This window comes from Burkholderia sp. Bp9090, from assembly GCF_003857985.1.
Taxonomy (GTDB): Bacteria; Pseudomonadota; Gammaproteobacteria; order Burkholderiales; family Burkholderiaceae; genus Burkholderia.
On the sequence record NZ_QTPV01000007.1, the window covers coordinates 168,483 to 182,819 of the forward strand.

The 14,337-nt window shown below is 69.2% G+C and carries 12 protein-coding genes; 1 reads left to right on the top strand and 11 read right to left on the bottom strand.

Features of this window, described 5'->3' with window-relative positions:
* Positions 1-131: 131 nt before the first annotated feature.
* Complete coding sequence (locus tag DIE16_RS09805; RefSeq protein ID WP_124892208.1) at positions 132-1,877, top strand: cyclic peptide export ABC transporter; 1,746 nt, start codon at positions 132-134, stop codon at positions 1,875-1,877.
* A gap of 221 nt (positions 1,878-2,098) precedes the next feature.
* Here the strand turns inward: DIE16_RS09805 and DIE16_RS09810 are convergent, their stop codons facing one another.
* The 11 genes from DIE16_RS09810 to DIE16_RS09860 form a co-directional block, all read right to left on the bottom strand.
* A complete protein-coding gene (locus tag DIE16_RS09810) occupies positions 2,099-3,130 on the bottom strand; it encodes an ABC transporter substrate-binding protein (RefSeq protein WP_124892209.1) in 1,032 nt (343 codons plus the stop codon).
* Positions 3,130-3,930, bottom strand: a complete 801-nt coding sequence (gene fhuF / locus DIE16_RS09815; RefSeq protein WP_124485523.1) for a siderophore-iron reductase FhuF — start codon at positions 3,928-3,930, stop codon at positions 3,130-3,132. The genes DIE16_RS09810 and fhuF overlap by 1 nt, the downstream gene beginning before the upstream one ends.
* Complete coding sequence (fhuB, locus tag DIE16_RS09820; RefSeq protein WP_124892210.1) at positions 3,927-6,029, bottom strand: Fe(3+)-hydroxamate ABC transporter permease FhuB; 2,103 nt, start codon at positions 6,027-6,029, stop codon at positions 3,927-3,929. Before fhuB ends, fhuF begins: the two co-directional genes overlap by 4 nt.
* Positions 6,026-6,877, bottom strand: coding sequence for an ABC transporter ATP-binding protein (locus DIE16_RS09825; RefSeq protein WP_124892211.1), 852 nt, complete (start codon positions 6,875-6,877; stop codon positions 6,026-6,028). The genes fhuB and DIE16_RS09825 overlap by 4 nt, the downstream gene beginning before the upstream one ends.
* Complete coding sequence (locus DIE16_RS09830; protein WP_124892212.1) at positions 6,867-7,886, bottom strand: TauD/TfdA family dioxygenase; 1,020 nt, start codon at positions 7,884-7,886, stop codon at positions 6,867-6,869. The genes DIE16_RS09825 and DIE16_RS09830 overlap by 11 nt, the downstream gene beginning before the upstream one ends.
* 44 nt (positions 7,887-7,930) lie before the next feature.
* A complete protein-coding gene (locus tag DIE16_RS09835; RefSeq protein WP_044843583.1) occupies positions 7,931-8,173 on the bottom strand; it encodes an MbtH family NRPS accessory protein in 243 nt (80 codons plus the stop codon).
* Between the two features lie 117 nt (positions 8,174-8,290).
* Positions 8,291-8,959: an RNA polymerase factor sigma-70 gene (locus tag DIE16_RS09840; protein WP_044843584.1), complete on the bottom strand. Its 669-nt coding sequence runs from the start codon at positions 8,957-8,959 to the stop codon at positions 8,291-8,293.
* Between the two features lie 321 nt (positions 8,960-9,280).
* On the bottom strand, positions 9,281-10,303 hold the full coding sequence (locus DIE16_RS09845; RefSeq protein ID WP_124892228.1) for a fimbrial protein: 1,023 nt from the start codon (positions 10,301-10,303) through the stop codon (positions 9,281-9,283).
* On the bottom strand, positions 10,300-11,046 hold the full coding sequence (locus DIE16_RS09850) for a molecular chaperone (RefSeq protein WP_124485527.1): 747 nt from the start codon (positions 11,044-11,046) through the stop codon (positions 10,300-10,302). The genes DIE16_RS09845 and DIE16_RS09850 overlap by 4 nt, the downstream gene beginning before the upstream one ends.
* A gap of 16 nt (positions 11,047-11,062) precedes the next feature.
* Entirely contained in the window at positions 11,063-13,516 is a 2,454-nt protein-coding gene (locus tag DIE16_RS09855) for a fimbria/pilus outer membrane usher protein (protein WP_124892229.1), read from the bottom strand.
* Positions 13,517-13,634: 118 nt separating this feature from the next.
* The gene (locus tag DIE16_RS09860; protein WP_044843588.1) at positions 13,635-14,147 is read right to left on the bottom strand and encodes a fimbrial protein; all 513 of its coding nucleotides are present in this window, start codon (positions 14,145-14,147) and stop codon (positions 13,635-13,637) included.
* Between the last annotated feature and the right edge of the window lie 190 nt (positions 14,148-14,337).

Consider the following 14,337-nt stretch of genomic DNA (forward strand, 5'->3'; position numbering starts at 1 on the left):
GCTAAATATTTGCGCGGCCCGTTCGTCTATCAGGGAGGAAAGTCGCAACCGGGCCCGCCCCGCGCGCCGCTTTCGCATCAGTCTTGCCGTTTCCGCAGGGTTTGCCTGCCCTTCATTTATCGACGTTGCCGATGACCGCTGCCCACGAGCCTTCTTCCCCGCCGTCCCTCGACGCCTCCCCCGGCCGCCCCGCGGCCCGCCTGATCCTCGCGTTGCTGCGCGAAAGCCGCGCGTCGCTCGCGCTGGCGCTCGTCGCCTGCGTGCTCAACGGCGTCGCGAGCGTGCTGCTCGTCGCGACGCTGAACCGCGCGCTCGCGACGCCCGGCGCGGCCGACGCGGCGCTCGCGTGGCGCTTCGCGCTGTGCGCGGTGATCGCGCTCGTCACGCGGATCGTGTCGGGCACGCTGTTCGCGCGGCTGTCGCAGGACACGATGGCGCGGCTGCGCGTGCATCTCGCGCGGCGCGTCGGCGCGGCCGAGCTGCGCGACATCGAGCGGATCGGCGCGGCGCCCGTGCAGTCGGTGCTGACCGACGACGCGACCAACGTGTCGATGCTGTTCTTCGCGCTGCCGAACCTGGTGATGCACGGCTCGATCGTGTTCGGCTGCCTCGGCTATCTCGCGTGGCTGTCGTGGCCCGTGTGCGTGCTCGCGCTGACCGCGATCGTCGCCGGCTCGCTCGGCTATCACACCGGCGATCGCCGCGCGATCGCGTCGCTGGAGGCGGCCGGCCACGCGCAGGACCGCCTGTTCGGCTATCTCGGCTCGCTGTTCTCCGGCGCGAAGGAACTGAAGCTGCACGACGCGCGCGCGCGCCAGTTCGTCGACGGCCAGCTCGGCGCCGCGATCGGCGAGGTGCGCGACCACCGCCGCCGCGCGTTCAGCGCGTATGCAGTCGGCGTCGGCTGGATCATCTTCCTGTTCTACGTGTTCCTCGGCGCGGCCGCGTTCTGGCCGCAGCTCGGCGTGCATGCCGATGCGGGCACGGCGGCCGGCTACGTCGTCGTGTTCCTGTTCATGCTGGTGCCGCTCGACGGTCTGCTGAACAACCTGCCGACCGTCAACGCGGCGCGCGTGTCGCTCGGGCGCATCGAAGGCGTGATGGCCGAATTCGGCGCGCTGCGGACGGTGCCGCCTGCGAGCGACGCACCCGACGTGCCGCCGGCAGGCGCCGTCACGCTGCGCGGCGTCACGCACGCGTATTTCCACGAGCGCGACGAACGGATGTTCCGCATCGGACCGATCGACCTGACGATCCGGCCGGGCGAGCTCGTATTCATCGTCGGCGGCAACGGCAGCGGCAAGACGACGCTCGCGAAGGTGCTGACGGGGCTCTACGAGCCGGAGGAAGGCACGATCGAGGTCGACGGCCGCCCGATCGGCTGGCGCGAGCGCGCCGCGTACCGGCAGCGTTTCAGCGCGGTGTTCAACGACTTCCACCTGTTCGATGCGCTGCTCGGCATCGTCGATCCCGACGATCCGGCGCGGGCGCAGGCCGATGCGCGCGCGAACGCGCTGGTCGCGAAGCTCGCGCTCGATCACAAGGTGAAGGTCGTCGACGGCGCGTTCTCGAACCGCGCGCTGTCGACCGGGCAGCGCAAGCGGCTCGCGCTCGTCGTCGCGTACCTGGAGGACCGGCCGTTCTACCTGTTCGACGAATGGGCGGCCGACCAGGATCCGTCGTTCAAGGCGGTGTTCTACGAACAGTTGCTGCCCGAGCTGCGCGCGCGCGGCAAGGCCGTGATCGTGATCACGCACGACGACCGCTATTTCGGTCTCGCCGATCGCCTGCTGAAGCTCGACAACGGGCAGATCGTCAGCGATACGACGCCCGCGCGGTCACGCGCACGCGATGGTGCGGATGTGCTGAGCGCGTAAGCATCGTCAAGCACCTGCCGCCTGCGCGCAGCGAATGCGGCACGCAGGCGGTTTCAGGTTGGAAGGATGGTGGGCACCGGAAGCACCGGAAATATATCGTTCGGTATGCGTAGTTGTTTGCGACGTCGACGGAATGCAGCGGAACAGGCATTCGCGCAACACGCGCGAGACAATGCAATTCGCGACCACGCCACCCCACCCGCGCACGACCCGCCGCGCGTTCAGCGCACGGCCGGCAGCGTCAGCATCGTATCGGTCATCACGTCGGCCAGCTTCAGCGCCGACATCGGCCCGCCGAACCCCCAGATGTTCCGCTCGACGAGCGCGATCCTGCGCTCGCGCAGCGCGGGCACGAAACGCCACACCGGCGAATCGAGTTTCGACGACAGCGGCACGTCCATCCCCGTCGCGGTGACGAACAGCACGGCGAGATCGCGTTGCCGGAGCAGATCGGCGGACGTCACGTAGAGCGTGCCTTCCCGCGTCGGCTTCTTCGGCCACGGGTCGAGCCCGAGCGCGCGCGCGAGGCCGGCCGACGTGCTGTTGCCCGTATAGGCCCAGTAGCGGTCGGGCAGCCCGAGATCCTGCAGCAGTGCGATGCGTTCGCCGCCGCGGCCCGCGGCCGCGAGCCGCGCCGCATTGCGCGCGATCCCTGCGTCGAGTTGCGCTTCGACCGCCTGTGCGCGCGCATCACGCCCGGTCACGCGACCGATCGTCCGGAAGATCTGCCGCATCCAGTCGAGCTGCGTGACGGGCACGCCGTCTTCCGACACGTTCGGGCTGAACTGGAACAGGATCGTCGGCGCGATCCGGTCGAGCGCGGCGAAGATCGGCGCATGCCGGAAGCCGACGCCGATGATCAGGTCGGGCTTCACCGCGGCGATCGCCTCGAGCCCCGGCTCCTGCCGCGAACCGATGTCGGTCACGTGCTTGAGCCGGTCGCTCTGGTAGCCGAGCCAGCCCGGATAAAACGCGGTATCGGCCATGCCGACCGGCACGAGGTCGAGCGCGATCACGCTTTCCGCGAACATGAAGTCGAGCGCGACCACGCGCTGCGGCCGCACCGGCATCGTCGCGCTCGCCTGCGACACGACGGGGTTGGCGGCGAGCGAGCGGCCCGGTTGCGACGGCATGCCGCCCTGCCCGCCGCGCGCGCCGTCCGCGATCGCGACGGCCGGCGCACCGCAGCACGCGGCGCCGAGCGCGGCCAGTGCCGCGAGCGCATGGCGGCGGCCGGCATGCGGTACCGGCATCACCGGATCGCATCCTGCCCGGCCAGCGCCGCGTCGTCCATCGTCAATAGCAGCGGGCAGCTTCCACACAGTTGCGTTTCTCCTGGAATTTCATAGCGCAGGCAACACACGCGGCGCGCGCGAAACGGCGTCGGCAGCAGCGGCGAGCGCGGCACGGCGTCGCGCACCGGCATGCGCAGCGGATTCGGCTCGCCGGCGACGCACGACGCGCCGAACAGCCAGTCGGCATCGCGAACGGGATCGGCCGCGCACGGCAGCGCGCGGTACGTGTCGAGCAGATAGTCGAGCAGGTTGCCCGCGTTGCTCCACAGCACGCGCGGCGTGACGCGGCCCATCGCCGCGAGCAGGTCGATCACCGCGCCGAGATGCGCGACGAGCCCCGCATAGCGCGGCGCAGGTTCGTCGCACGGTGCGCCGAGCGCGTCAGGCGAGACATACAGCGCGGCCGGCATCCCGTCGTCGAGCGCGACGAAGGTGCGCTCCGGCGCCATGTCGAGCGGCCGGCCGAGCGTCAGCGCGGCGACCACGCCGGCGGGCGCCGCGCGGCCGAAGTAGTACTTGCTCCATTGCGACACCAGCGCGCGCGCATGCAGCGCCGGATCGCCGCCGTAGTGGCGGACCATCGCGTCGAGCACCGCACCGCGATGCTCGGGCAGCGCGCTGACCGGCACGACGATCCGGCCCGGCGCGTGCGTGTCGTCGGGCATCCCGAGCCACACGGCGTCGAGATGCGCGGCGAACGGTTCGGGCGCGAACGCGGAGAATCGCGTGGCGCGTGCGCCGTCGAGCGCCGGCGTCATCGCCCCGCGCGCCGGGCGCGGCGCCCCTCGAGGATCAGCAACCCGAGCAGGTAAGGCGCGCCGATCAGCGCGGTCAGCACGCCGGCCGGCACTTCGCGCGGCGCGACGACCGTGCGGGCGGCCAGATCAGCGAGGCCGAGAATCAGCGCGCCGCATGCGGCCGCGAGCCACAGCCGCGTGCGATGCCGGCGCGCGCCGAGCATCGTCGCGACGTGCGGCGCCATCAGCCCAATGAAGCCGACCGGGCCGACCGCCGCGACGGCCGCGCAGGCGGCGAGCGTCGCGATCGTCAGCGCGAGCGGCCGCAGCGCGGCGACCGGCAGGCCGAGCGCGGCCGCCTGGTCGTCGCCGAGCGCGAGCATGTCGAGCGGCCGCGCGAGCCACGCGAATACCGGCAGCGCCAGCACGCACCACGGCAGCAGCATCGACACCTCGCCCCAGCTGCGGCCGTAGGTGCCGCCGACGAGCCAGACGACGAAGCGCGCGGGCTGCACGCTTTGCTGCGTGATCAGCCATTGCGCGAGCGTGGTCCACAGCGCGCCGATCACGATGCCGGTCAGCGCGACCGCGAGCGGTGCGTAACGATGCCGGTGATTCAGCACGAGCGTGATCGCGAGCGACGCCGCACCGCCGCTCAACGCGGCCGCCGCGAGCGTCACGTGCCCCATCAGCGGCCACGTCGAGAACGCGAACAGCGTGACGAGCCCCGCGCCCTGCGTGACGCCGAGCACTTCGGGGCCGGCGAGCGGGTTGCGCACGACGCTCTGCATCGCGACCCCGCTCACCGCCAGCAGCGCACCCGCCAGGAGCGCACACAGCAGCCGCGGCATGCGCAGGTCGATCAGCATCCGCGCGACGGGATCGTGACCCGACAGCGCGGCGGACCAGCGTGCCGGCGACAGCCATTCGGGGCCGGCCGACACGCCGACGAACACGACGAGCGCGCCGGCCACGACGAACAGCGCGGTGCGCAGCGGCCAGCCGAGCCCTTCGAGCCAGCCGACCATGCGCGTCGCCCCGGCGCCGGCCGCGCGTTCGGCGTGTGCGTGCAGCACGCCCGACCACGCGGCGCCGCGCCGGATCATCGCGAGCATCAGCGGCGTGCCGACGAGCGCGATCGCGACGCCGGTCGACAGCGTCGCGTCGAGGCCCGACGCGAGCACCGCACTGTCGGTGACGAGCACGAGCGCACCGCCCGCGAGCGCCGACAGCGGCACCAGCACGCCGAGCCGAGCCGCACGTGCGCCGCGCACCTGGCGCAGCAGGTTCGGCGCGACCAGCCCGACATACGACAGCGGGCCCGCGATGCTGACGGCCACGCTGGTGAACGCGACGGCGACGATCGTCGCCGCGAGCCGTGTCGCGTCGACACGCACGCCGGCCGCGGCCGCCGCCTCGTCACCGAGCGCGAGCGGATTCAGCGGCCGGATCACGAACGGCAGTGCCAGCAGCGGCACGACGAGCCAGCGTGCGGCGAGCGCGAGCCCGGTCGCGCCCGGCTGATAGAGACTGCCGTTGGTCCACAGCGCGGCGCCCGCGATGTTCTGCTCGAAAAACGCGAGCACGAGCGTCGACAGCGCCGCGAACAGCAGCATGCAGACGCTGCCCGCGAGCACGAGCCGCAGCGGCGTCGCGCGCCAGCCGCCGGCCGCGACGATCGCGCACGCGGCGGCGACCAGCCCGCAGACGAACAGCAGCGGCACCGATGCGACCCCGGCGAGCGCCGGCACCAGCATCGCCGCGAGCAGGCCGAGCTGGGCGCCGCCCGTCACGCCGAGCAGGTCGGGGGACGCGAGCGGGTTGCGCGTGAGCGACTGGAACAGCGCGCCCGCGATCCCGAGGCAGCCGCCCGCGACGAGCGCGGCCGCGACGCGCGGCAGGTTGAGATCGAACAGGAACACGCCCGCGAGCGCGGCCGCGTCGCTGCCCGGCACGGCGTTCCACCACACGCGCAGGTCGGGTGCGACGCGCAGCACCGCCAGCACCGCGATCAGCGCGACGAGGCCGAGCGCAAGCGCGCCGGCGCGGCGGCCGGCTGCCGCACCGTGGGCGCCCTGCCCGCTCGCGGCGAGCCGTTTGCGCATCGCGAACGTCGTCATACGGCGATATCCCGCTGGACTGTGCGATCGAACGCGTCCGTCGCGCCGGATGCCGGCGGTCCGTAGGCCGGCACGCACATCGGCGCGCCCGTCTGCGGATGCGCGAGCTTCAGCATGTCGACGCCGAACGCCGCGCGCAGCTGCGCAGGCTCCAGCATCGCGTCGGGCGAGCCCTGCGCGACGAGGCGGCCGGCACGCATCAGCACGATCTCGTCGCTGTACGCCGCTGCCTGGTTCAGGTCGTGCAGGACCCACACGATCGTCAGCCCGCGCGCGCGGTTCAGCGCACGCAGCGCGTCGAGGATGTCGAGCTGGTGATGGATGTCGAGATAGGTCGTCGGCTCGTCGAGCAGCACGATCGGCGCCTGCTGCGCGAGCGCCATCGCGATCCACGCGCGCTGCCGCTCGCCGCCCGACAGCGCGCCGACGTCGCGCCCGGCGTCGCCGGCGAGACCGCTCGTGTCGAGCGCCTCGTCGATCGCCGCATGATCGGCGCGCGACAGCCCGCGCAGGAAGCCGCCGTACGCGTAGCGCCCGTACGCGACGAGCTCGCGCACCGTCAGGCCCGACGGAATCTGGTTGAACTGCGCGAGCATCGTGAGCTCGCGCGCGAGCGCGCGACGGCGAAACGACGCGAGCGGCTTGCCGTTCACGTCGACCTGGCCCGCACGCGCGGGCTGCAGGCCCGCGAGCGTGCGCAGCAGCGTGCTCTTGCCGCAGCCGTTCGGGCCGCACAGCGCCGTGACGCGGCCGGCCGCGATCGACAGGTCCAGCCCGTCGATCACGACATGGTCGCGATAACCCACCGTCAGCCCGCGCGCGGCCAGCGCGGCGGTACTACGCGTCATCGGTCCTCCGTTCGGTCGCGCGCGGGACCGTGTAACTCTGCGCCATCGCGACGACCACCTTGCGCGGCCCCTCGAACGGGTCCCGTGCGTGCGCGGTCAGCATGTTGTCGAGCATCAGCACGTCGCCCGTCCGCCACGGGAACACGATGCGCTGGCGGTCGAGCACGCCGCGGATCTCGGCGAGCGCGTCGGCCTCGAGCGGCTCGCCGTCGCCGTAATACACGTTGCGCGGCACGTTCTCGAGCCCGACCGCGTCGACGAGCGCTTCCTGCATGTCGTCGTCGAGCGCGGACAGGTGAAACAGGTTCGCCTGGTTGAACCACACACGGTCGCCCGTGCGCGGATGGCGCGCGACGGCCTGGCAGCGTTCGCGCGTGCGCAGCAGCAATTCGCCGTCGTCGTCGGTACGCCATGCGCATTCGATCCCGCGTGCCGCGCACATCCGCTCGACCTCGGCCGGCTCCTCGGTGCCGAACGATTGCTGCCACGGCAGGTCGAGCCCCTGGCCGAAATTGCGCACGTACAGCAGCTCGCGCTGCTCGAAGCGCGCGATGAGCGCCGGATCGAGCGCACGATAGACGGCGCGGCTGTCCGCGATCGGCGTCGCCCCGCCCGTCGGCGCCGCGAGCGCGCAATGGAACCAGATCCGCAGCGGCCACTCGCGCGTGTACGACTGCTCGTTGTGCAGCGGAATCGCGCGGTGCGGCGGGTATTCGGTCGACGTGTAGACAGCGCCCTCGACCTGGCTGCGCGGCGTCGACGCGTATTCATAGCCGATCAGCGGATCGCCGAACGATGCCGCGAACCGCTGGAACGCATCGATCGACGGCACGTGAAAGCCCGTGAACAGCACACCGCCCGCCCGTTCGAGCGTGTCGGCCGCGATCGCATGCGCGACCGGCGCGATCTCGTCGATCGAAATGCCGTCGGCGCTGCGCGGCGACACGACGGTGGGCAGCCCCGGCTCGATACGCAGGTCGTCGAGCGTCGGCAACGAAAGCAGGGTCATGCAACGTCCTCTTCAGGTGACGCGCCGGATCGCGGCGCGGCGGGTCACGACGTGCGCGTCGCGCGTTCGCCGTCCATCGCGCGGCGCAGGCTCGCGGGGCGCATGTCGGTCCAGACGGTCTCGATGTGCGCGAGGCAGTCGGCTTTCGGGCCGCGCACGCCGACCTCGCGCCAGCCGGCCGGCACGGGCCGGAACGTCGGCCAGATCGAATACTGTTCTTCGTCGTTGATGACGACCGTGTAGACGAGGTCGTCGGTATCGGCGGAAGGCGTCGTGGCTTGCGTCATGATCGAAAAAACGGGAAGCGGTTGAAGGATGCGAAGCGGCAAGTGACCGGACCGTCGGATCGTTGGACCGTTGAATCGGCCGCTCCTGTCTTGAAGACGATTGGCCGGCGCGTTTTTTTACCGTCGCCGCGCGCGGCCGCCGAGAAACACCGGGCACGCGACGCCGCGATGGCATGCGTCGAGGCATTCCGCGCAGTGCCGCTCCGCGTCGCGCACCATGAAATGCACGAGGGTTTGCGACACGTTCAGCGCGCGCGCCGCGGTCTGCAGCGTCTCCTCGCGCAGCCGCACCATCTCGAACGCCGCGCGGCTGCGCGCCGGCAGGTCGTCGAGCGCGGCCCATACGCGACGCAGCGTGTCGCGCGTCAGCAGCGCGGCCTCGGGCGTCGGTTCCGGCGACGGCACGTCGAAGCCGTCGTCCTCTTCCGTGTGATAGACGTTCTCGAGGCTTTGCCGGCGGCACGCGTCGATCGACGCGTTGCGCACCATCCGCGTCACGTACGCGACCGGCTGGCGCACGGCGTCCTGGTTCGGGAATTCGACGAGCTTCACGAACACGTCGTGCACGACGTCCTCGGCCCGGCTCGCACAACCGACGAAGCCGCGCGCGACGTTGACGAGCATCGCGCGATGGGCGATCAGCACGTCGAGCAGCGCGCCCTGCGCACGCGGCTGCGCGCCGCGATGCGCCCGCGGTGCGGGACGTGACGGGAGGTCCGGACAACTGCCGAGGAACGGGTTCGCCGCTGCGGCTGCCGGCCGTTCGAGCACTTCCGCCATTGCCATCGATCTGCTCCGTCAGATTTCGAGATAGCGCAATTTAACGTAAACGCAAATCATTCTCAATACGATTACGAAATGCCCCTGCAGACCGTCAGGATTTGTCTGATTAATTGACGGGATCCGTGTTTTTGTCGGACGGGATGGCTGCCGCGGAGCGGTGGCGTGGGGAAAGCTTTTCGCGGGAAGGAATTGGCATGGCACCGTAAACGGCCCGCGGCGCCTGGTGGGTGTGGCGCGGCGTCGGGAGCGCCGCAAAGAAGCGCCGGCATGCCGGCGCTTCTTTCATGGCGCGCGCGGCGCGTCCGGCCGCGCACGCAGCGCGCGTCAGTAGATGAACAGCCGGATCGTTGCGGTTGCATCGAACCGCCCGATCTTCGGCGGCCCGAACGACTTCAGCACCGCGTCCATCCGCACGCTTTGATTCATCACGTTCGACGGAAACTGCGCGAGCGTGAACTGCTGGTTGAACGGAATCGCGTTGCCCTTGCTGTCCTCGATGCCGATCCCGAAATTGCTGTCCTTCGCCGGCACCAGCAGGCCGTTCTGCAGCGGATAGCTCGTTTCGAAATAGCCGTCGACGCGCACCGCGACGTTGCACTTCTTGGACAACGACAACGAGAACGGCTTGCGCGGCACCGCGGGCAGGAAGCCGTTACCCACCGCCTGCACCTGTCCGAAGTTGACGATGCCCGGTTCGGGCGTCACGAGCACGTCGACGAAGCACGGCGTCGGCTTGAGGTTGCGCAGGCCGCTCAGGCGGTACTGGAAGCTCGTGCCGAATGCATTCAGCCCGAACTCGCCGTCGAACTGGAACACCGTGTAGATATCGCTCGGCGGCTGGACCCAGTTGCCCTTCTTGCGCACGACGACCTGGTAGTCGATGCTGATGCGGGTCTGCTCGCAACGCCTGTGATCGAAGTCTTCCCTGCTGCACGGCGGCACCGCATAGCCGGTAAACACCCCGCCGCCGCGATTGCTCGTCTTGTCGAAGTAGTCGACGCCCTTGTAGCGGATGCCGATCTCCAGCCCCCACGCGGCCGGGTTCGTGCGATTCGGATTCGCGTAGAAATAGATGTTGTCGACGACTTTCAGGCTGTCGGCATCGCCGAGGTCCTTGTAGCAATACCCCGACGTCGTGCGGACTGGCGACACCCAGATCACGTAGCCGTCCGGCGCGTCGGTCGGATACGACGCCACGCCGCCGATCGGCTCGGTCAGCGAGGTCGCGCCGCTGTTCGTCAGGCATCGCAGCGCCCACGCCGGCTGCGCCGCCGCGACCAGCAACGCAAGCACGAGCCAGCGCAGCCATGCTGCCGGCCGTTGCCGTTCGCGCATCCCGCCGCTCATCGCTTCACGCTCTTGCACGCACCGGCATCGCACGCGTATTCGACCGCCACCTGGCCGCCGTAATCGTCGATATGCGTGACGAACAGCGTCGACGGCGTCGCGGCCTTGAACGGCACACCGGCCGTGCTCATCGGGCTCACCATCACCGGCTCGATCGGCACCGGCGTCTTCTGCGCGCCTGCCGTCACCTCCACCACCGTCACGTGGTACGGCGTCGGGTTGTCGAACACGAGCGTGTGCGCGGCCGGGTCCACCCGCAGCGTCATCGGCAGCGTCCAGTCCTCGTCGCGCGCGGGCTGCACGGCCTTCGGCCGGTAGAACAGCTTCATCTGCGTATGCAGCGCGATCTGCAGCGTGTTCGGTATATCGGACTTCGGCGGCACTTCGCGGATGTTCAGGTAGAACACCGATTCGCGATCGGCCGGCAGCGCGGCACCGGGCAGCTTCGCGATCCGCAGCACGTTGCGCTCGTTCGCCTCGATGCGCTGCAGCGGCGGCACGACCATCAGCGGCGACGCGATCTTGTTGCCCTTCGCGTCCTCGAGCCACGACTGCACGAGATACGGATACGTCGTGCTCTTGTTCGTGATCGTGACGATCGCGGCCTGTTCGCCTTCGTTGAAAATCACGCGGGTGCGGTCCGGGACGATCGCCGCGTGCGCGACACCGGCGAGCAGCGCGCTCGCCGCGCTCAGCATGCACGACGCGCGTCGCAGGAAGGAAAGGGAGAAAACGTGGTTCATCGCTGGATCCGTGAAATCATCGTTCGACCCGTGCGGCCGCTGCGTGCGGCTCGCCGGATGCCTGGCACGTCACCGGAATCGGCGTGCCTTCGAGTTGAAGCTGGTTCGGCAGCACGTCCACCGTGCACAGCGTGCGTTCGCCCGCGCGCACCGCGAGCGCGGATTTCGGCTGAACCTGGGTCAGGAACGCCGCGCCGCCCTCGCCGACGATGCCGAGCTCCTTGCCGTTCGCCGCGTCCTGCACCGATGCGCCGAACGGCAGCGGCTTGCCGGCCGCGTCGGTCAGCGTCAGGTACAGGTTGCTGCCGCGCGCCGCCGAAAACCTGACGAAGCCGATCGCGCCGTCGGTCAGCACCATGCGCTGGATCGGGTTCGATACCTGCACCTCGAGCGGCAGCTTCTCGACGTTGACGGTCGCGTCGTACACGTTGTACGGCGAGATCCCGTCGAGCACCGCATAGCCGCGCGAGTCGGTGTGCGTGAGCGTGCCGGACAGCGGCACGTCGCGCACGCCGTCGGTCGAGACCAGGAGGCGCGTATCGCCCGCGTTGCCGTTCGCGTGTGCGGCGAGCCCGTACTGCGTCGCGACGAGCGAGCCGTCGACCTCGAGCGACGCGGCCGCATACGCGTTCGCGACCGTCGACGCCTGTGCGGTCAACTGGTAGGTCGACGTGCGCTGGCGGAAACTCGCGTTCGCCGATGCGCGGCCGTCGGTCGCGCCCGCGTTGACCTGGTAGGTGCGGCCGTCCGGATCGTCGTAGATGTAGCCTGCGTTCGCGCTCGTGCTGCCGTTGCCCGTCGTCAGGTTCGACGTGACCGTGTGACGACCGCCGATCGGCAGCGTCGCGGTCACCGAGAACTGGTTGCCGCTCGTGCCCGCGCTTTGCGTACGAAACGCCGACAGGCTGACGTTCAGGTTGCGCAGCGCACCGATCGAGAACGCACGCGTCAGCGTGAGGCCGATGCGCTGCTCGGACGAGCGCGCCCAGTAAGTCGTCTGGTCGTACGAAAAATAGGTCGACGTATCGCCGAAGCGCTTCGACAGCGTCGCCGAATAGCGCTGCTTGCTGTTGGCGAGGCCGTATGCGGTCGGGTCGCCCGAGAACTGCGCGAAGTTCGTGTATTCGCGCTCGGAAAAGCGATAGCCGAAAAAGCGCACGTCGGCATCGAGCGTGTCGAAATGCTTCGAATAGTTGATCCGGTACGAGTTGCCGTTGCGCGTCGCGCCGTTCCACCACAGGCGCGCACGCGCATGCGTGACGTCGGCCGAGACTGCGCCGAACGTGCCGAAATCGCGGCCGACACCGAGCGCGATCGACGTATAGCCCGACGCGGCGATGAAGCCGCCGTACACGGTGAAATCCAGCGGCAGGCCGTACGCCGCTTCACCGAAACCGAAGAACGGCGTGATGCCGGCACCACCGAACTGCCGCGGCTTGCCGACCGCGGCCTTGTAGCGCAGCTGTCCGGTGCGCGCGAGAAACGGCACGGCGGCCGTCGTCACCTGGAAGCGCTGCACGCTGCCGTCTTCTTCCTCGACCGCGACGTCGAGTGTGCCCTGCACGCTCGTGTTGATGTTCTGCAGCGCGAATGCGCCCGGCGACACGCGCGTCACGTACAGCACGCGGCCCGCCTGCGAGACGGTCACGGTCGCGTTGGTGCGCGCGACGCCCGCGATCAGCGGCGCATAGCCGCGCAGCGAAGGCGGCAGCATGCGGTCGTCGCTGCGGATCGACGCGCCGGTCAGCGCGAACGTGTCGAAAATGTCCGAACTCAGGTAGTCGTCGCCGAACGTCACCGTCGACTGGATCGACGGCAGCGCACGAAATGCGTAAAGCCGGCTGAAGCGGAACGTGCGATCCGCGTACGCGCTGCTGCCCGCGTTCGACTGCGCCTGGTAGTCGCCGCGAAAGCGCCACGCGTCCCAGTTCGCCCCGATCGTTCCGTAGGCCTGGATCGAATTCGTCTGCTCGCCGCCCGAACCGAAGTTGCGGTTCGTGTTCGCGATCACGCGATAGTCGAGCATCGCGCCCGGAATCCCTTCGGACCAGCGCTCCGGCGGCAGGTAGTTCGAATCGGTGAATTCGAGCGCGGCCTGCGGAATCGTGATCTTGAGCCGACCGTCGCTCTTCAGGTAACGCACGGTGGCGCCCTCGATCGCGCCGAGATCGACGCAGCGACCGCCCTGGAAGCGCGGCAGGTCCTTCGCGAGCGACGGCTTCAGCCCGAACTGCGCGACGAGTTCCGGAGGCAGGCACGGCTTGCCTGCACCGGACGGGTCGAGCGCGATGAACTGGATCGCCTGCAGCCCGTAGAACAGGTCGTTGACCTGCACGTCGAGCATGTATTCGCCCGGCAGCGTGAAGTCGGCCTGCGCGAACTGCGACAGGTCGACGTTGTTCGAGCCGTCGATGTCGAGGAACGACGAATTGAATTCCGTCGCATGGCTCTGGCTGCCGACCACCAGCACGGAGACGCAAAGGAAGGAATGTCTGATTCGCACGCGGTGCTACCGGAAGTCCGAGAAAAACTGGGCAGGAAAACAGGCAGGAGAAGGGGTGCGCGCACCCCTCCCCCGTGACGGCCGCTTACTGGTAGCGAACCGTGAAGTTCGCGACGCCGTCGGCCGTACCCGGCGTCACGTCGGCTGCCGTCGCTTCGTAGCGTGCGGCGAAGCGCACGGTGTTGTTGCCGTTCTGCAGCAGGGTTGCAGCGGCCTGTTCGACGCCGTTGTCGAGGTCTTCGCCCGTTGCGCCCTGTACGCGGATGCCGACGTTGGTTGCCGAGCCGATCGTGGCGAGCAGCTTCGGCTGGGCCGCGTTCGACGTACCCGTGAACGTGAAGAATGCGTTCTTCGAGATGCTGGTGTCGCAGTCGGTCAGGACGATGTCGAACTTGACCGGCTCCGACTTGTCGCCGGCCTTCTTGAACGTGTGGGTCGGCACCTTGCCGAGGTTCACGGTCTGGTTGACCGAACCCGAGTCGATACCGCACGCGCCCGCGACGATCTCGCCCGTGAAGTTGATCGTGCCGGTGCCGGCTGCGAAGGCCGAGGTGGACAGGGCTGCGAGTGCGACAGCGGCCAGGAGGGATTTTTTCATGACGTTTTCCGTGAGAATTGCAAAGGGAATGGACGACGTGGCGGATACAAAAGGCAGCGTGTGGTTGGCTTCCGTCCGTCACGAGGCGGCATTATCGAGATATGAATGAAAGAATTCTGTAAAGCATTGTCAAATCGCAAATGACAATCTTCGCCTTGCGTACTTTCAAACCCACTGTTTCCTTGAAATT